Below are 17016 nucleotides of genomic sequence, written 5' to 3'. Positions count from 1 at the left end.
CGCTGTCCGTCAGACTTCATGGAACCGCCGTATACGGATCCGTACGTACGGTGGTGTGAGAGGACGGGAGTTAGTCGCTCCCTCCTACTCGATTTATTATATATTTAATTCATTTACGACTTCAATAAGTGAATCAGAAGATGAAGAAACAAGCGCAGCCCCTTGAGAAAGCTCGGTAATTAAATGAGAGATTTCTGAAATGTCCTTTGCTGTATGAACATATTGTTGTTGGATACCAGCGACTGCGTCTGCGATATCATTAAACGATTTTGAAAGGCTTGCTTGTGTATCAACGCTATGTTGTATTTTTTGATCGACATTTGTTACAGAGCTGGCCATTGTTGTAATGTTTACTTCCGTCTCTTTAATAAGATGTGAAACATTTTGTACCGCATTTTTAGTTTCCTCTGCTAATTTACGAACTTCCTCTGCTACGACAGCGAAACCTTTCCCATGTTCACCAGCTCGTGCAGCTTCAATGGATGCATTCAATGCTAATAAGTTTGTTTGGTCGGCAATACTAGTGACAAGTCCGACGATTTCGGAAATTTTTTGCGAAGAAGAACGCAATTGATTCATTGTTACTTCAAGACCATTTACACTTTGTAAAATAATGCGCATTAGTTCATTTTGTTCTTGTAGATGATTTTGACCTCTTTTAGACTTTTCTTGTGTATCAGCAACGAAGTTTAAGCCTTGTTGTGTCGCCGTAGCAATATCATCTGTTTGAGCAGAGATTACTTGTAGTGATGAAGATGTTTCTTCACTAATCGCATTTAGCTCTTGGGCAGTACTTTGAATCGTTGTTACAAGGGCAAATTTAGTATTGTCAGCTACTGTGCGTATACGTTCTTCTTCCTTTTCGTAAGCTTCGATAACGAGTTGCTGCTCGAAGTTAATAATTTTTGAAAAAGAATTAATTGCATAAAGGGCATCTTCTTTAGAAATATCTAATGAATTCGCAAAGTTAGAAAACGTCGACATTAATGACTGGAACGATGCAATATACCATTTTGACTGCAACCCTATTCGGACATGTGTTTCAGCAATTGCTTGACGTTCTTGAATATAGTCCTTATTAATTTGACTTTCAAAAATATCACTTAGATGTTTATGTAAAGTAATTTTTAAACGATCGATTTGTGATGTTCTATGAATAATATCTAGTAGGCCTGGGCTTAGACTTATAGCGCTATAAAACTGATTAACCATTTCTGGAATTAAATCTTTTGCCAAAGGCTGAAGTTGTTTAATGATTGCTAAGTCTTCTGTCGTTAAATTTAACAATTGTAATTGCATTTGTAATTTAGGATAACTTGAAACATCTAATTGCACTTTATGTTTGTATGACTCGGGTGTTAATGTAATTGAGAAATTACTATTGTTCTGCTTTGTAAACCAACCCATTCTGTTTGCTCCATTCTGTTTGAATCTGAGTAAGTGTATATAGATTTAATAGTTTATATTGCAATTTTTGAATCTGTCGAAATATCTGTCATTTAATCTATTCTACTATCTTTTGAATTGTTTTTGGTTAATAATTTAACAAATTCCTATATTTTTATAGAGAGATAAAACTATTTTCATAAACAAACGATTGTATATTTTGGGTGTTATAATAAATAATAGAATTCAGTATAACCTGTTAAAGTGTTAAGAGAGGAGATGTCCTATGGAAAAGAAGCGCTTTAAATTTGTGATTCCTGTCATGGTGATCGTCGCTGTTTCAGCTATGTTTATGATAGATAAATATTATGCCGAAGTGCCAAGCTTAGATCGAATATTAATTACAATTGGGGCAACGTTACTATCAGGTGTGTTGGCATACTTTTTATTTCCACAACAAGGTGAAAATAAAGTGGACGACCATTGGCCCCGTTAAAATGTGAAAAAGCAGTCACAAAAATGTGGCTGCTTTTAATTATGGTTTAAACAATTTGAACCAGCCCTTGTATTTAAAGAACGAAAGCATGAATACACCTATAAGAATCATAACGCCTAATACGATAAAGTAGCTGTATTTGCCATGCAATTCGGGCATATTATCAAAGTTCATACCGTAGACACCTGCGATAAATGTCAGGGGTATGAAAATTGTCGAGACAATCGTTAAAGTCATCATAATGCCGTTCATACGGCTAGAACTCATTGCCATATAACTATCACGCATGTCGGCCGTAAGTTCGCGGTTTGATTCGACCATTTCTGTCAGCTTCACTAAATGATCGTGAATATCTCCAAAGTACGCACGTTCAGGTTTTTTTAGTGAAAAGCGATAAGAGCTGAGTACGCGATACAACAAATCTCGCATCGGTAAGATTGTGCGCCTTAAATGTAATAGATCACTGCGGAAATCGAATACATCCTGCATTGCGTTGACACTACTTTGATACGTCAGTGCATCCTCGAGTACATTCAAATGATCTTCAATTTTATAGACGAGCGGGAAGTAGCTGTCGACAATTTTATCGATAATTTGATACGTGAGGTAAACGGTACCTCGTTCCCAATACTTCGGTTGACTTTCTAAAAACTTTTGTACCTTTTTTATTTCAGAAGCTTCGTTTTTATGGAATGTCACAATAAATTTATCAGATACGAAAATATTTACTTCTTCAGCTTCGAGCGTATCTTCATTTAATTTATGGATGACAAAGAAATAGTAATCATCATAAAAATCTAGCTTCGGTCGTTGTAGGCGCATTAAACAGTCCTCAATAGCCAGTGGGTGAAAGTGGAAAAATGTATCGAGTAATAATTCCTCCTCAACTGTGGGATAATTAAAATCAACCCAGTACCATTCAAATTGATGATCTTTAATATTTTCAAGGGAGAATCCTTTTACGAGTTGCTGGTTTTTCGTGATGCCTATCGTATGTAACATTCAGCTCACCTCAATTTTGTTTATGGCAAATCCAACCTCCGAATAATGTTGTTGCAAAAAATCTTGATGGACTCGTAAATCCTGCTTCCTTTAGCAAAGTTAGAATATCCTCTTCACGCATAAAGGAAAGCGCACGAATGGACTGTTCCATGTCGCTTACTTGTGCTGAAGTTAGTTTTGTATGTTGTAGCCAATAAGCTCGCCATAAATCAAATTGTAGTTCTGTTTCAGCAGAACCTAGCTGTCCGTATTTAGATACGAGTACAAAAGGTGCGCCTGGGTTTAAATTTTGAGCAATCGTTTTTAATGTGGCAAGCTTTTCGTCATAGGTTTCGATAAAGTGAAGGACGAGTATACAGCTCGCAGCATCAAATTGAGTGACCGGTAACTCTGTTTCAAGCAAAGTTCCGTGTAGTAACGTAATGTTGTTTGGTAAAGGTTTTAAACGTTCCATTGCAAAGTGTAGCATTGCTTCAGCTGGGTCTATCCCAACAAAAGACCAAAGTGGTTTTTGTTCGGCTAGTAGTGAAATTTCATTACCACTGCCTGCACCCACTACTATAAATTTTGCTTCATCGGGAAGGGCTGATTGGAAAAAAGTTTGTGTTAAGCGCAGCATTGCATCATAACTTGGTAAGGTACGACGAATCCCTTTTTCGTATTCTGTCGCTAGTTCAGTGTTGAATTTCATCATCTATCACAAGCCTTTCCATAATTTTTTTGATAAAAACCGGATAAATTCGAAACTTTTTTGAGTATAGTACCGTAAACATTAGTATAAATAAAAACAATTTATAAAAAGGGACGGTTGATTTAATTGGAAACAAAATGGTCTAAAGTTATCATACATGCTAGTGCATTTTTTGCACCATTTCTAATACCTATTTTATTTTTTATTATTAGTCATGATGAAGAAGTAAAAAGTTTTTCTGTGCAAGCCTTGTTATTCCAAATCGTAATGTGGGTATTAATTGCGATTGCAGGAATTTTAAGCTTCATTTTAATTGGTTTACCATTCTTACTGATTTTCGGGCTTATGACTTTTATCGTACCAATCATCGGAATTGTGAAGGCCTTATCTGACGAACCATGGCGTTATCCAATTGTTGGTCGATGGGTATAATATGTATAGGCGCAAGTATATGCTAAGAGCATATACTTGCGTTTTTTTTATTGTTAAAGAGGGTAAAGTAAGTAAATAAGCTTTTCAACATTTCTATATGCGTATCAATTGCATTTATTTTCTAGCGTTTTGTATAATATAGTCAAAGATAGTCAAAGTCAATGACGTGAACGAGGTGGATTCTTAAAATGCGTAATATCTCAGACATCATAGAAGGTTATTTAAAACAAGTACTCGAATTAGGCGGAGAAGGGCATATTGAAATAAAGCGCAGTGAAATAGCTGAAAAGTTCCAATGTGTGCCTTCACAAATAAACTATGTTATTAATACACGATTTACAGCCGAGCGTGGTTATTTAGTGGAAAGTAAGCGTGGCGGTGGAGGATACATTCGAATTTTACGTGTCCGTGCAAACTCACAAATTGATTTGATTGATGAAGTGCTATATCAAATTGAAGGCGGTACATCGCAAACGAAGGCTGAAGATTTAGTTTATCGCTTAATTGACGAGCAGGTAATTTCAAAGCGAGAGGCGAAATTAATATTAGCGGCGGTAGATCGTTCGACGTTGGACTTACAATTACCGTTAAGAGATATCATACGTGCAAAAATTATGCGTGCGATGTTGACGACGATTAAATACGAGAAGCAAAAGTAAAGAGGTGATGGAGATGATTTGCGAACATTGCAAGCAGCGAAATGCTACTGTAACCGTAACACAAGTTCAGAATGGTCAAAAAGTTGAGCATCATTATTGTGACGTCTGCGCATCGCAATTTCATCCATTTCATGCAGAGTTTAAGCAAGAACCAGTATCGATTCAGCAATTATTATCCAATTGGTTCGGCTCTCCGACATGGCAGCAAAAAGTAGACGAAAAGCAGCAAACACAACCTCAGATACAGACATGTTCACAATGTGGATTTACGTATAAACAATTTTTAAAAGAAGGAAAATTTGGATGTTCTAATTGTTACGATACGTTTGAAGAGCATTTACCAAAGCTTTTTAATCGTATTCAAGCAGGGGCACAGCATATTGGCAAAATGCCAGGATCAAGAAGTAATATTTTTGTCTTAAAAAAACAAATTGAAGATATTCGTAAACGTATGAAAGTAGCCGTTGATGAAGAACAATTTGAAGAAGCGGCAAAACTTCGTGATGAAGCAAGGGAAATTGAAAAACAGCTACAACTTGAAGGGGGTGATGTGTCGTGACAATCGAACGCTTTTTAGAGCGTGCAACACCTGATTGGATGCATGTAGAAGATAGCTATTCAGATATTGTCATTAGTACTAGAATTCGTCTAGCACGCAATTTAGATGGTTATCGTTTTCCTCTAGCATTTTCAGAAGACGAAGCGTTACAAGTCGAGCAAGCTGTGACACATGCCATTCAAGATAGTACAAAGTTGGAGGAAATCTTCTCTTATTTTTCCATCAAGGATTTATCGCATTTACAACGCCAAATACTTGTGGAGAAACATTTGATAAGTCCACAGTTAGCAAGTAAAGAAGTAGTAGGATCAGTTTTATTATCGTCAGATGAATCAATAAGCATAATGGTGAACGAAGAGGATCATTTACGCATTCAATGTATGACGGCAAGCTTTCAATTGCAAAAGGCATATGAGCAGGCAAATAAAGTGGATAGAGCTTTAGAAGTTGCTTTGCCATATGCTTTCCGAAATGATTTTGGATATTTAACAAGCTGTCCTACAAATATAGGAACGGGGCTGCGGGCGTCTGTGATGATGCATCTCCCAGCTCTAACGCTAACAGGTCAAATGAATCAAATCATAAATGCGATGACGCGATTAGGAATGACGGTTAGAGGAATTTATGGTGAAGGTAGCGAAAACTTAGGGAATGTTTACCAAGTGTCAAATCAGATTACACTAGGGAAAACAGAGGATGACATATTAGCTGATATTCAAAGTGTCGCTGAAAAAATTATTCAAAAAGAACGACAAGCGAGAAGCAAGCTAATGGATAAGGCAGGGCTTGCATTAGAGGATCGTATTTATCGTGCCTTAGGGACTTTAACAAATGCACGGATATTGACGAGTGAAGAAGCTGCCACATGCTTATCTAATGTTCGATTAGGCATTGATCTGCAATTAATAAACCATGTAACAGCGGCTACAATGAATGAATGTATTGTTAGTATGCAACCAGGTTTTTTACAACATTATGCAGGTGAAACATTGCAACCTACCGAGCGTGATCGAGTGCGAGCGAAGATGCTCCGCGAGACATTATCAGAAGAAAAATTGAGTAAGTCTATGATAAGGGGAAAGGGAGAGGATTCATATGATGTTTAATCGGTTTACACAACGTGCACAAAAGGTATTACAACTTGCGCAAGAAGAAGCTATTCGTTGGAAACACGAATCAATTGGAACTGAGCATATTTTATTAGGGCTTATTCGTGAAGGTGGCGGTATTGCAGCGAAAGCTTTAGAAGCTATCGACATTAGCCCACAAATGATTGAAGCAGGTATTGAAGAATTAGTAGGTAAAGGTAAAGAGGATGTTGGTCCGATTGTTCATTATACACCACGAGCAAAAAAAGTAATTGAGCTATCAGTAGATGAGTCACGTAAACTAGGTCATTCATATATTGGTACAGAACATTTATTATTAGCGTTAATTCGCGAGGGTGAGGGCATCGCAGCACGTGTATTAAATAATGCAGGTGTAGGACTAAATAAAGCGCGTCAACAAGTATTATTACTACTAGGTAATAACGATAGTTCACAAAGTGGGCAACAGGCTACTCAAGCTGCCAATACACCGACACTGGATAGTCTAGCACGTGATTTAACGCAAATTGCACGCGAAGGTACTCTAGATCCAGTTATTGGACGTAGCAAGGAAATTACACGTGTTATCGAAGTGCTATCACGTCGTACAAAAAATAACCCTGTATTAATTGGTGAACCTGGTGTAGGTAAAACAGCTATCGCTGAAGGTTTAGCGCAACAAATCATCAACAACGAAGTGCCAGAAATCCTACGTGATAAACGAGTGATGACCCTGGATATGGGGACGGTTGTTGCTGGTACGAAATATCGTGGTGAGTTTGAGGACCGTCTGAAAAAAGTAATGGACGAAATTCGTCAAGCTGGAAACGTTATTTTATTCATCGATGAGCTGCATACATTAATTGGTGCAGGTGGTGCAGAAGGTGCGATTGACGCTTCAAATATTTTAAAACCGTCTTTAGCACGTGGTGAACTGCAATGTATCGGTGCAACTACATTGGATGAATATCGAAAATACATCGAAAAAGATGCGGCTTTAGAGCGCCGTTTCCAACCAATCCAAGTCGATGAACCGACTGTTGAAGAAGCTATTCAAATCATTCATGGTTTACGTGATCGCTATGAAGCACATCACCGTGTGAAAATTACAGATGAAGCTATCGAAGCAGCTGCGAAAATGGGAGATCGTTATATTTCAGACCGCTTCTTGCCGGATAAAGCAATCGATTTAATCGACGAAGCAGGTTCAAAAGTACGCTTACGTTCATTTGCTACACCACCAAACTTAAAAGCACTTGAAGATAAACTAGAGAATATTCGCTCTGAGAAAAATGCATCTGTTTCAAGTCAGGAATTTGAAAAAGCTGCTTCTCTTAGAGATACAGAACAAAAGTTAAAAGATGAAATTGAAGCAACGCGCAAAATGTGGAAAGAAGAACAAGGTAAAGCTGAATCTAAAGTGACAGTTGATGATGTCGCAGCGGTAGTGTCGATGTGGACTGGAATTCCAGTATCGAAAATTGCACACGAAGAATCAGCAAAGTTATTACAACTTGAAGAAGAATTACACAAACGTGTCGTAGGTCAAGATGAAGCGGTAGTTGCAATTTCTCGTGCAATTCGTCGTGCAAGAGCGGGCTTAAAAGATCCAAAACGTCCAATCGGTTCATTCATATTCTTAGGTCCTACTGGTGTTGGTAAAACTGAACTTGCTCGTGCATTAGCGGAGGTTATGTTCGGAGACGAGGATGCGATGATTCGCGTCGATATGTCTGAATACATGGAAAAGCATTCGACTTCACGTTTAGTCGGTTCACCTCCTGGTTATGTAGGATTTGATGATGGTGGTCAACTAACAGAGAAAGTTCGACGTAAGCCATATTCAGTTGTATTACTTGATGAAATTGAAAAGGCCCACCCAGATGTTTTCAATATCTTGCTACAAGTACTTGAAGATGGTCGATTAACAGACTCTAAAGGTCGTGTAGTAGATTTCCGCAATACGGTTGTTATTATGACTTCAAACGTTGGTGCGGATGCATTGAAATACCAAAAAAACCTGGGCTTCAATATTGGTGGCGTAGATTCTAAGCATAAAGATATGAAGGGTACAATGCTTGAGGAATTGAAAAAAGCATTCCGCCCAGAATTCTTAAACCGTATCGATGAAATGATTGTATTCCATTCGTTAGAAAAGGGTCACTTAAAGGAAATCGTTGCAATGATGGCGAGTGCTTTAACAAAACGTCTAAAAGAACAAGACATTTCTTTAGAATTGACAGATGCTGCGCTTGAGAAAATCGCAGATGAAGGCTATGATCCGCAATACGGTGCACGCCCAATCCGTCGCGCATTACAAAAACAAGTAGAAGACCGTCTATCGGAAGAACTGCTTAAAGGTAATGTTGAGAAGGGGAACAATGTTGTCATTGATTTTATAAATGATGAATTTGTTGTGAATAAAAAAGAGCAAGTAACGCTTTCAAAATAATTAAAAAAGACAGCTTGGCCTTTGAGCCTCGCTGTCTTTTTTAATGTGGAACAGTATCAACTTGCCATACAGTTGAATCGGGATATTGCGTCATTAAAAAACGTTTTTCAACTGTTCCTGGTATTTTGTAAACAATATAAGCCTCTGTAAGAGAAACGTATTCAACTGTTCGAAATGCGGCGAAACTGAAAAATAAGTACCATTTCTCATGTTGCAATAATTGTTTCCGAACGTCCTCTGAGGATAGGCGTGTTACGATAGACGTATGCTCTTTTAATAGAGAAAAAAGATAATAGTCAAAATAAGCTTCTGGACCATAATTGGTATTTGCCGTTACCTGTAAGAGATCACCCATCTCTGTGATAAGTGAGGGTGTCGAATAAAGTGAATGATTGCTGTCACTTGGAATTGTACCGACTACTTTACCAAAAATGAAACGTGGATCTGCAATGTATGCGATTTGTGGTGTATTTGGTGTCGGGAAGCGATTAATCATGAAGTATTGATAATTCTTTAATAGTTGTTTTGAAACATTACGTAAAATATTCCCTTGCTCGTTATAGGTTGTCAGTAAATCGGAATGCCAAAGTTCGCCGTTAATAAAAATTTGGTTGTCTGTAATTTCAACAGTATCTCCAGGTAATCCTACTAAAGTGTAGTAAGTGTTGTTAACTTGTTGTACGTTTTCACCAATGATACGAACAATAGAACCCTTTGTGTAAAAAGCATCTAGATTATCAAGGTCTGGCATTCGTTCAATTACGGATTGATGAGTGCTGTGCTTATTTGGAAGAGTGAATGTATCTGCTTCTACGTATTGCAGTGATGTTAGGTGTGTTAGTTCTGGTAGTTCAGCAAGAACATTTGTATCAATGTTTGAAAGCTGATAGTTTTTATAAATTGTAGAGATATCCATATTATTAACAACAGATGAGGTTAAGGGCTCCGCTACATTAGTTGTACTTGGTTGTTGTTTTTCACCAGATGTGAAAAGCAATAGAGCACAAACGGCTATACTAGCTACGCTAATAATTGGCATATGCCATCCTTTTTTTGTTTTTTTATTAGTAGTAAGCTTATTATGTACTTTCACTTTTACTCGGTTTTCGTACTCTGTTGTGTCGTTCATCATGGCATCTAACTTATCTTTTAGATGATTCATTCGTAGGTACCTCCTAAATCAGATTCTTCCATAAATTGTTTAAGGTGATGTTTTGCACGGCGGAGTCTTGTTTTGACCGTGTTTTCATTTAATTTTAAGAACGAGGCAATCTCGTTAATGGATTGTTCGTCGTAATAGAAAAGTATTAAGGGCTCGCGGTATTTAATGGGTAGTTTAAAAATGGCCTTGTGTAAGGAAAGGTGCTCTTCTTGTTGTTGTAAGGTAGTATCTATTCCTTTGATGCTTGAGAATAGATTACTAACCAGTATGTTTCTTTTATGTTGCCAAGAACGTAAGTAATCTTTAGATTTATTGGCGGTCATAACAGTTAAATATGTTTTTAGTGATGCACGTCCTTCAAACTGTCGTGCTTGCAGAAAGTGTTTGATGAAAACTTCTTGGACGATATCTTCAGCTGTATCCCAATTCTTCACGTATAAATAAGCAATGCGAAGTAGGTGTTTGCTATGCTCGTCCATTATTTTGTCGAAGTCATGCAAGTCAGATTCAATCCTTTCCTTCTCTAATAGTTGATGAAATTGTACTGTATAGACGGAAAAATTGTTAAATAGTTTCAAAATTATTCTAGAATTTTTCAATGGATTAAATGCGATTGCTTTAGAGGAAATAAGTAGGTGGATTTTTATTTTTCATGTACAATAATAAGAACAGATATTCGAGGAGACGAACATATGGCGAAGAAAAAAACGAAGTTTGTATGCTCAGGCTGTGGCTATGAGTCAGCTAAATGGATGGGAAGATGTCCAGGCTGTGGTGAGTGGAACAAGATGGTGGAAGAAGTAGAGATGGTAGCGAAAGGACCACGTGGGGCATTCCAGCATTCAGCAACTGTTACACAAAAAGCATTGCCAATTATGCAAATAGAAGCGGCAGAGGAACCACGAGTTGCAACAGAGATGGGCGAATTGAACCGCGTGTTAGGTGGGGGTATTGTGCCGGGCTCTCTTGTGTTAATCGGTGGAGATCCAGGTATCGGGAAATCGACTTTGTTATTACAAGTATCAGCGCTGCTTTCAAATAAAGGACATCGTGTGTTATATATTTCTGGGGAAGAATCAATCCGTCAAACGAAGCTACGTGCTGAACGTTTAGGAGTAATGTCGCAAGAACTTTATATTTATTCAGAAACGAATTTAGAGTTTTTAAATCAAACAATCGAGGATGTAAAACCAAAGTTTGTTATTGTGGACTCCATTCAAACTGTTTTCCATCCGGAGGTGACAAGTGCGCCGGGCAGTGTATCACAAGTGCGCGAATGTACAGCAGAACTTATGCGTATTGCTAAAACAAAAGGGATTGCAATTTTCTTAGTTGGTCACGTGACGAAGGAAGGACAAATTGCTGGCCCGCGAATTTTAGAACATATGGTAGATACAGTTTTATATTTTGAAGGAGAACGCCATCATAATCATCGTATTTTACGTAGTCAGAAAAACCGTTTTGGCTCGACAAATGAAATTGCAATTTTTGAGATGCTACAAGGTGGTCTGAAGGAAGTATTAAATCCATCTGAGCTATTTTTACAGGAGCGTTCACAAGGAGCGGCAGGCTCAACAATTGTCGCATCGATGGAGGGGACACGACCGATTCTAGTAGAAATTCAATCCCTAGTTACGCCGACTAGCTTTAATTATCCAAAGCGAATGGCGACGGGGGTAGATCAAAACCGTGTGCAATTGCTAATGGCTGTGTTAGAAAAAAGGATGGGTCTCATGTTACAAGCACAAGATGCGTATATTAAAGTAGCGGGTGGTGTAAAACTAGACGAGCCAGCAATCGATCTTGCGGTATTAACGAGCATTGTCTCGAGTTTCAAAGATCAGGCAGTACGTGCTACGGACTGTTTTGTAGGGGAAGTAGGGTTAACAGGAGAAGTGCGTAGGGTTTCACGCATTGAACAGCGAGTGATTGAAGCGGCAAAGCTAGGGTTTAAGCGTGTATTTATTCCGTCTTCTAACATTGGCGGCTGGGATTTCCCACAAGGTATTGAGGTTGTTGGTGTCGAGACAATTAAAGATGCGTTAAATATGAGTTTTCGCGATTAATAAAAAGAGGTGTCGCCGTAATGGCAACACCTCTTTTGCATCACTTATGAACGGCTTGTGTAGAATGCCCTTTTTGTATACTTTCTTTTGTAATTAAGCCAAATGGTTTGCCGAGTGGCAGGAATTCAAAGCCGAAGTGTTTATTTAATACATTTGCTCCTGCACCGTAAAATGATAATAAGGCAATAGCTAACTCAGCATAAGCAGCTAGTAAATGCATGCCATGTTCCATAATGCCAAACGAGCTTAATGCTAATCCAATGAATAATAAATTAATTAAAAAGAAAATAGAGAATAATACTTTGTTTGTTTCTAGAGCTCCAACCGTCATAAATACCGTGAAGATTAAGTAGCCTAAATAAACAACGCCTAATTGACGTATGTCCGCACTAGCCTGGAGCGTTTCTCCAAATAAACCTGCCTGTACAAACCAAGTCATTGCAACACCCATCCAAAATAACCCGTATGCCCCGAAAGCAGTTGTGCCAAATGTGTTGTTATGCTTCGCGTCTAAAACAGAAGCATAAAATTGTGCAATACCACCTAAGAAAATTGCCCAGGGAATAACCAATCCTAATCCTTCTGTCCAACCAAGCTTTTGAGTTGAAGCAATAAATGTAACAATTGCTAGTCCGAATAATCCTATAGCTGATGGATCTGCTGTAGTCATTTTCACATGATGCGTTTGAGTCATGATGTTTCTCCTATCTAATGATATAATTTTTCTCGAATAAGTAGAGTTTATACTATCTCCTAGTTAGTAACTATAGTGTGTTATTTTTTGACTAGAATTACGAGATGGATGAGGGGGAAATATGCATATTTAACACATTTCTCGCTACGTTCATTCAAGGGAATTAGTGAGGAAATCGAAGATAATAGAAACAAAATATCTTAAGGGTGCATAATACCTTATAAATTTGTAATGGGCTTGTGAAGCGAATTTCTAGGGAAGCTATTGTATAATAAACTCTATACTTAGGAGGTGAAAGTTTATGAAAAAGTTTATTCAAATTGCCTTTTTATTGATTGGAGGAGCTTTAGGTCTCGTCTTCTTACCGCCATTATACGAATTACTTCATTTATCATCTAATCCATGGCTTGATAATCCTTATGTATCAGTAGCTTTAGGGGCACTTTTATTGTTCACATTATCATTTGCCGTTTCGGATTATTTTGTAAAGCTTATAAGCTGGTTGGAAGAAGTTCTTTTTAAAGTCCCAGTAGGTGATTTACTATTTGGTACACTTGGCTTGATCATTGGATTGATTGTGGCGTATTTCTTTGGATTTGCGATTGAAAGTATTCAGCTATCATTCCTTACGAGCATCACAAAAGTTGTACCAATTATAATGTCGTTTGTTTTAGGTTATTTGGGCTTCCGTGTAGGCTTTAAAAAGCGTGATGAGTTATTACAGCTATTTACACTACGTGGTAGTGCTAAGAAAAAAATTAATGAGTCAATTGAAGTTCAAGGAAGTTATAAGCTGCTAGACACAAGCGTCATAATAGACGGGCGTATAGCGGATATTTCCCAAACAGGATTTATCGAAGGTGCACTAGTCGTACCGCAGTTCGTGCTAACGGAACTACAGCACATTGCTGATTCTTCAGATACGTTAAAACGTACGAGGGGACGACGTGGCTTAGATATTCTAAAAAAGCTACAGGATGAACGGATGACAAAGGTTGAAATTACCGAGGAAGATTTCGAAGATGTGCAAGAAGTTGATTTAAAACTTGTACGCCTAGCGAAAAAAATGGGCAATGATACGCAAATCGTTACGAATGACTTTAACTTAAATAAAGTATGTGAGTTACATCAGGTAAAAGTATTGAACATTAATGATTTAGCAAATGCAGTTAAACCTGTCGTTATTCCTGGTGAAGATATGCAGATTGTTGTTATTAAAGAGGGTAAAGAGCACAACCAAGGTGTTGCTTACTTGGACGATGGCACGATGATTGTTGTAGAAGGTGGTCGGGGTTATATCGGACAGGCAATTACAGTTACTGTAACGAGCGTTCTCCAAACATCTGCAGGTCGAATGATTTTTGCGAAGCCAAAAGGGGATTGATGTTATCTGAGTATACAGTTGCTGCGTAAAAACGAAGGGTTAGCAGCATTCACATCATGTCGAATTTGATATAGGAAGTGAATAGATTGCAATATGAAGTAGTGCTACCTGCTGCTGGAAGCGGGAAACGTATGGGTGCAGGGCAAAATAAATTGTTTTTGAAGTTATTAGAAAAACCGATTTTAATTCACACACTCGAAGTGTTTGAGCAGGATCATAACTGCACAGGTATTTGGCTTGCCGTAAAGCCAGAGGAGCGTGGATTTATCCAGGAATTGCTTGCGAATTATGGTATTTCAAAGGTGAAGGGCTTACCGGATGGGGGTGCTGAGCGTCAGCATTCTGTCCATTCTTGCATGAAGGAGATGGATCAGGTCGCTATTGTGCTTGTGCATGATGCGGCGCGTCCATTTATCACGCATGATATTATTGCAAATCTTGTACAAAGTGCGCATGATAATGGAGCTGCAATTGCAGGTGTTCGTGCAAAGGATACGATGAAAAAGGTACGTGATGGTGTCATTGAGGAAACGGTTGATCGTGAAAACTTGTGGATGATTCAAACGCCACAAGCTTTCCGATTTGATTTAATTGCTCATGCAGAGGATGTCGCAGAAAAGGTAGGCTTCCTTGGCACAGATGAGGCAATGTTAGTTGAGCGTCTTGGTCATACAGTACATATCGTGGAAAGTAGCTATGAAAATGTTAAAATGACTACTAAAGAGGACTTAGTGTTTGGTGAAGCGATTTTACACAAGCGCAAGTTAGGAGGAAATAAATAATGTTTCGAGTAGGACAAGGGTTTGATGTACATGCTTTTGAAGAGGGGCGTCCATTAATTATAGGGGGCATTACAATCCCGCATGAGAAGGGCCTAGTAGGCCACTCTGATGCAGACGTACTATTACACACAGTAACAGATGCGGCACTTGGTGCAATCGGTGAGGGTGATATTGGCCGTCACTTCCCGGATACAGATCCAGCATTCAAAGATGCGGATTCGGCAAAGCTACTTCAGCATATTTGGAAAATCGTTGAGGATCGCGGCTACGTACTTGGTAACGTAGATTGCACAATTATGGCACAACGTCCGAAAATGGCACCTTATATTGAGCAAATGCAAAAACGGATTGCAGAATTACTAAATGCAGAACCCTCACAAGTAAATGTCAAAGCAACAACAACTGAGAAATTAGGCTTTACAGGTCGTGAGGAAGGGATTGCGTCGATGGCGACAATTCTATTGATTAAGAAGTAAAGCGGATTATCGCCGCTTTTAATTCTTATAACGGAGTGGTAAAATGAACAAAGTCGACTGTGAGCAGTCAAGCCTCTGGCAGATGTCACAGATTTCGTAAGGAATTGACTCGATTAGTTTCGAGCCCGAAATCTGGACGCAAATACGCCGAGGCGTATTTGATTATGAACAAAAATTAGGAGGCTTTTACTTATGACGAAAGAAGTTCGCGTTCGTTATGCGCCATCTCCAACAGGTTTCTTACATATTGGTGGGGCACGTACAGCGTTATTCAACTATTTATATGCAAGACATCATAATGGTAAATTTATTGTACGTATTGAAGATACAGATATCGAGCGTAATGTAGAAGGCGGAGAAGCATCTCAGCTAGATAACTTAAGATGGTTAGGTATTGATTATGATGAATCGATTGATATTGGTGGACCATATGCCCCTTATCGACAAATGGAACGTTTAGATATTTATAAAGAGCATGCTGAACAATTATTAGAAAAAGGTTTAGCTTATAAATGTTTCTGTTCATCAGAAAAATTAGAAGCATCTCGTGAAGAACAAAAAGCAGGTGGTGTTGCGGCTCCAACTTATGATGGCACTTGTCGTCATTTATCTGCTGAAGAAGTAGCGGCAAAAGAGGCAGCTGGTGAAGCATTCACAATACGTATGCGTGTACCTGAAAATATCACATATGAATTTGAAGATTTAGTACGTGGACACGTATCATTTGAATCGAAAGATGTGGGTGACTGGGTACTTGTTAAGGCAAATGGTATTCCAACGTACAACTATGCTGTAGTATTAGACGATCATTTCATGGAGATTTCACACGTGTTCCGTGGTGAAGAACATTTATCAAATACACCAAAACAAATGATGATTTTTGATGCGTTTGGCTGGGAACACCCAAGATATGGTCATATGACATTGATCATTAATGAAAATCGAAAAAAATTATCAAAACGTGATGAGTCAATTATCCAATTTGTAACGCAATATAAAGAACTTGGCTACCTACCAGAAGCAATGTTTAACTTCTTTGCTTTACTGGGCTGGTCTCCAGAAGGTGAAGAAGAGATCTTCTCGAAAGAACAGTTCATCGAAATGTTCGATGAAAAACGTCTTTCTAAATCACCATCTATGTTTGATAAACAAAAGCTTACTTGGATGAATAACCAATACATTAAAAAATTATCGCTAGAAGATGTTGTGGCATTAGCATTACCTCATTTACAAAAAGCTGGTTTACTACCTGAAGAATTATCAGTAGAGCAACATGCTTGGGCGACGGATTTAATCGCGCTATACCACGAGCAAATGAGTTTTGGTGCAGAAATTGTGGAACTTTCGAGCCTATTCTTCAACGATCATATTGAATATGATGAAGCAGCGAATGCAGTATTAGCTGAGGAACAAGTACCTGAAGTAATGGCGGCGTTTAAAACGCAACTTGAGGCTTTAGAAGAATTAACACCGGATGCTGTGAAAGCAGCTATTAAAGCTGTTCAAAAAGAAACAGGTCATAAAGGTAAAGGTTTATTCATGCCTATCCGTGTTGTAACTACAGGAGAAACGCACGGCCCTGAATTACCAAATGCTATTTGTCTAATCGGTAAAGAAAAAACAATTGCTCGTGTAGAGAAATACGCAAAATAATAGAAAATTATTGACAATTTGTACTTTCGTTGTA

17 protein-coding genes are annotated in these 17016 nt (G+C 38.3%); 11 read left to right on the top strand and 6 right to left on the bottom strand.

The annotated features are described in order from the left end of the window. Positions 1–96: 96 nt before the first annotated feature. Positions 97–1407, bottom strand: coding sequence for a protoglobin domain-containing protein (locus ACIQZG_RS17420; protein WP_402756739.1), 1311 nt, complete (start codon positions 1405–1407; stop codon positions 97–99). A gap of 265 nt (positions 1408–1672) precedes the next feature. Here ACIQZG_RS17420 and ACIQZG_RS17415 point away from each other — a divergent pair, with 265 nt between their 5' ends. After that, positions 1673–1882, top strand: coding sequence for a hypothetical protein (locus tag ACIQZG_RS17415; RefSeq protein WP_402756738.1), 210 nt, complete (start codon positions 1673–1675; stop codon positions 1880–1882). A gap of 39 nt (positions 1883–1921) precedes the next feature. On the opposite strand, the gene corA is transcribed toward ACIQZG_RS17415, so the two are convergent. Further along, entirely contained in the window at positions 1922–2884 is a 963-nt protein-coding gene (gene corA / locus ACIQZG_RS17410; protein WP_402756737.1) for a magnesium/cobalt transporter CorA, read from the bottom strand. Positions 2885–2894: 10 nt separating this feature from the next. Next, positions 2895–3575 carry a class I SAM-dependent methyltransferase gene (locus ACIQZG_RS17405; protein WP_402756736.1) on the bottom strand — a complete coding sequence of 227 codons (681 nt, stop codon included), beginning with the start codon at positions 3573–3575 and terminating at the stop codon, positions 2895–2897. 126 nt (positions 3576–3701) lie between these two features. Between ACIQZG_RS17405 and ACIQZG_RS17400 the strand changes: the two genes are divergently transcribed. The 5 genes from ACIQZG_RS17400 (at position 3702) to ACIQZG_RS17380 (ending at position 8765) form a co-directional block, all read left to right on the top strand. Then, positions 3702–4007, top strand: coding sequence for a magnetosome magnetite crystal formation protein family (locus tag ACIQZG_RS17400; protein ID WP_402756735.1), 306 nt, complete (start codon positions 3702–3704; stop codon positions 4005–4007). A gap of 188 nt (positions 4008–4195) precedes the next feature. Continuing rightward, positions 4196–4666 carry a CtsR family transcriptional regulator gene (locus tag ACIQZG_RS17395; RefSeq protein WP_402756734.1) on the top strand — a complete coding sequence of 157 codons (471 nt, stop codon included), beginning with the start codon at positions 4196–4198 and terminating at the stop codon, positions 4664–4666. Between the two features lie 13 nt (positions 4667–4679). Continuing rightward, the gene (locus ACIQZG_RS17390; protein ID WP_402756733.1) at positions 4680–5225 is read left to right on the top strand and encodes a UvrB/UvrC motif-containing protein; all 546 of its coding nucleotides are present in this window, start codon (positions 4680–4682) and stop codon (positions 5223–5225) included. Continuing rightward, positions 5222–6331, top strand: a complete 1110-nt coding sequence (mcsB, locus tag ACIQZG_RS17385) for a protein-arginine kinase McsB (protein ID WP_402756732.1) — start codon at positions 5222–5224, stop codon at positions 6329–6331. Before ACIQZG_RS17390 ends, mcsB begins: the two co-directional genes overlap by 4 nt. Further along, positions 6321–8765 (top strand): ATP-dependent Clp protease ATP-binding subunit, encoded by a 2445-nt coding sequence (locus ACIQZG_RS17380; RefSeq protein WP_402756731.1) that lies wholly within the window; start codon positions 6321–6323, stop codon positions 8763–8765. The genes mcsB and ACIQZG_RS17380 overlap by 11 nt, the downstream gene beginning before the upstream one ends. A 40-nt stretch (positions 8766–8805) precedes the next feature. Here the strand turns inward: ACIQZG_RS17380 and ACIQZG_RS17375 are convergent, their stop codons facing one another. Together ACIQZG_RS17375 and ACIQZG_RS17370 are read right to left on the bottom strand one after the other, a co-directional pair. Then, positions 8806–9927, bottom strand: a complete 1122-nt coding sequence (locus ACIQZG_RS17375; protein WP_402756730.1) for a S26 family signal peptidase — start codon at positions 9925–9927, stop codon at positions 8806–8808. Next, positions 9924–10505 (bottom strand): sigma-70 family RNA polymerase sigma factor, encoded by a 582-nt coding sequence (locus tag ACIQZG_RS17370; RefSeq protein WP_402756729.1) that lies wholly within the window; start codon positions 10503–10505, stop codon positions 9924–9926. Before ACIQZG_RS17370 ends, ACIQZG_RS17375 begins: the two co-directional genes overlap by 4 nt. 114 nt (positions 10506–10619) lie before the next feature. Here ACIQZG_RS17370 and radA point away from each other — a divergent pair, with 114 nt between their 5' ends. Next, entirely contained in the window at positions 10620–11993 is a 1374-nt protein-coding gene (gene radA, locus ACIQZG_RS17365; protein WP_402756728.1) for a DNA repair protein RadA, read from the top strand. A gap of 40 nt (positions 11994–12033) precedes the next feature. On the opposite strand, the gene ACIQZG_RS17360 is transcribed toward radA, so the two are convergent. Then, on the bottom strand, positions 12034–12687 hold the full coding sequence (locus tag ACIQZG_RS17360) for an acetate uptake transporter (RefSeq protein WP_402756727.1): 654 nt from the start codon (positions 12685–12687) through the stop codon (positions 12034–12036). Positions 12688–12988: 301 nt separating this feature from the next. On the opposite strand from ACIQZG_RS17360, the gene ACIQZG_RS17355 reads away from it, so the two are divergent. The 4 genes from ACIQZG_RS17355 (at position 12989) to gltX (ending at position 16982) form a co-directional block, all read left to right on the top strand. After that, positions 12989–14071, top strand: a complete 1083-nt coding sequence (locus ACIQZG_RS17355) for a PIN/TRAM domain-containing protein (protein WP_402756726.1) — start codon at positions 12989–12991, stop codon at positions 14069–14071. A gap of 86 nt (positions 14072–14157) precedes the next feature. After that, on the top strand, positions 14158–14853 hold the full coding sequence (ispD, locus tag ACIQZG_RS17350) for a 2-C-methyl-D-erythritol 4-phosphate cytidylyltransferase (RefSeq protein WP_402756741.1): 696 nt from the start codon (positions 14158–14160) through the stop codon (positions 14851–14853). After that, entirely contained in the window at positions 14853–15329 is a 477-nt protein-coding gene (gene ispF / locus ACIQZG_RS17345; protein WP_402756725.1) for a 2-C-methyl-D-erythritol 2,4-cyclodiphosphate synthase, read from the top strand. Before ispD ends, ispF begins: the two co-directional genes overlap by 1 nt. A 192-nt stretch (positions 15330–15521) precedes the next feature. Next, positions 15522–16982, top strand: coding sequence for a glutamate--tRNA ligase (gene gltX, locus ACIQZG_RS17340; RefSeq protein WP_402756724.1), 1461 nt, complete (start codon positions 15522–15524; stop codon positions 16980–16982). The last annotated feature ends 34 nt before the right edge of the window (positions 16983–17016 follow it).

Source organism: Lysinibacillus sp. NPDC096418 (assembly GCF_044762775.1).
GTDB lineage: Bacteria > Bacillota > Bacilli > Bacillales_A > Planococcaceae > Lysinibacillus.
The sequence above is the reverse complement of the archived record's forward strand: the minus strand, read 5'-3'. Positions and strand labels throughout refer to the sequence as shown.

Coding starts and splice junctions, on each gene's coding strand:
- ACIQZG_RS17415 (WP_402756738.1), top strand. CDS start 1,673: ATGGAAAAGAAGCGCTTTAAATTTGTGATTCCTGTCATGGTGATCGTC.
- corA (WP_402756737.1), bottom strand. CDS start 2,884: ATGTTACATACGATAGGCATCACGAAAAACCAGCAACTCGTAAAAGGA.
- ACIQZG_RS17375 (WP_402756730.1), bottom strand. CDS start 9,927: ATGAATCATCTAAAAGATAAGTTAGATGCCATGATGAACGACACAACA.
- ACIQZG_RS17380 (WP_402756731.1), top strand. CDS start 6,321: ATGATGTTTAATCGGTTTACACAACGTGCACAAAAGGTATTACAACTT.
- ACIQZG_RS17390 (WP_402756733.1), top strand. CDS start 4,680: ATGATTTGCGAACATTGCAAGCAGCGAAATGCTACTGTAACCGTAACA.
- radA (WP_402756728.1), top strand. CDS start 10,620: ATGGCGAAGAAAAAAACGAAGTTTGTATGCTCAGGCTGTGGCTATGAG.
- ispF (WP_402756725.1), top strand. CDS start 14,853: ATGTTTCGAGTAGGACAAGGGTTTGATGTACATGCTTTTGAAGAGGGG.
- gltX (WP_402756724.1), top strand. CDS start 15,522: ATGACGAAAGAAGTTCGCGTTCGTTATGCGCCATCTCCAACAGGTTTC.
- ACIQZG_RS17360 (WP_402756727.1), bottom strand. CDS start 12,687: ATGACTCAAACGCATCATGTGAAAATGACTACAGCAGATCCATCAGCT.
- ACIQZG_RS17355 (WP_402756726.1), top strand. CDS start 12,989: ATGAAAAAGTTTATTCAAATTGCCTTTTTATTGATTGGAGGAGCTTTA.
- ACIQZG_RS17405 (WP_402756736.1), bottom strand. CDS start 3,575: ATGAAATTCAACACTGAACTAGCGACAGAATACGAAAAAGGGATTCGT.
- ACIQZG_RS17395 (WP_402756734.1), top strand. CDS start 4,196: ATGCGTAATATCTCAGACATCATAGAAGGTTATTTAAAACAAGTACTC.
- ACIQZG_RS17420 (WP_402756739.1), bottom strand. CDS start 1,407: ATGGGTTGGTTTACAAAGCAGAACAATAGTAATTTCTCAATTACATTA.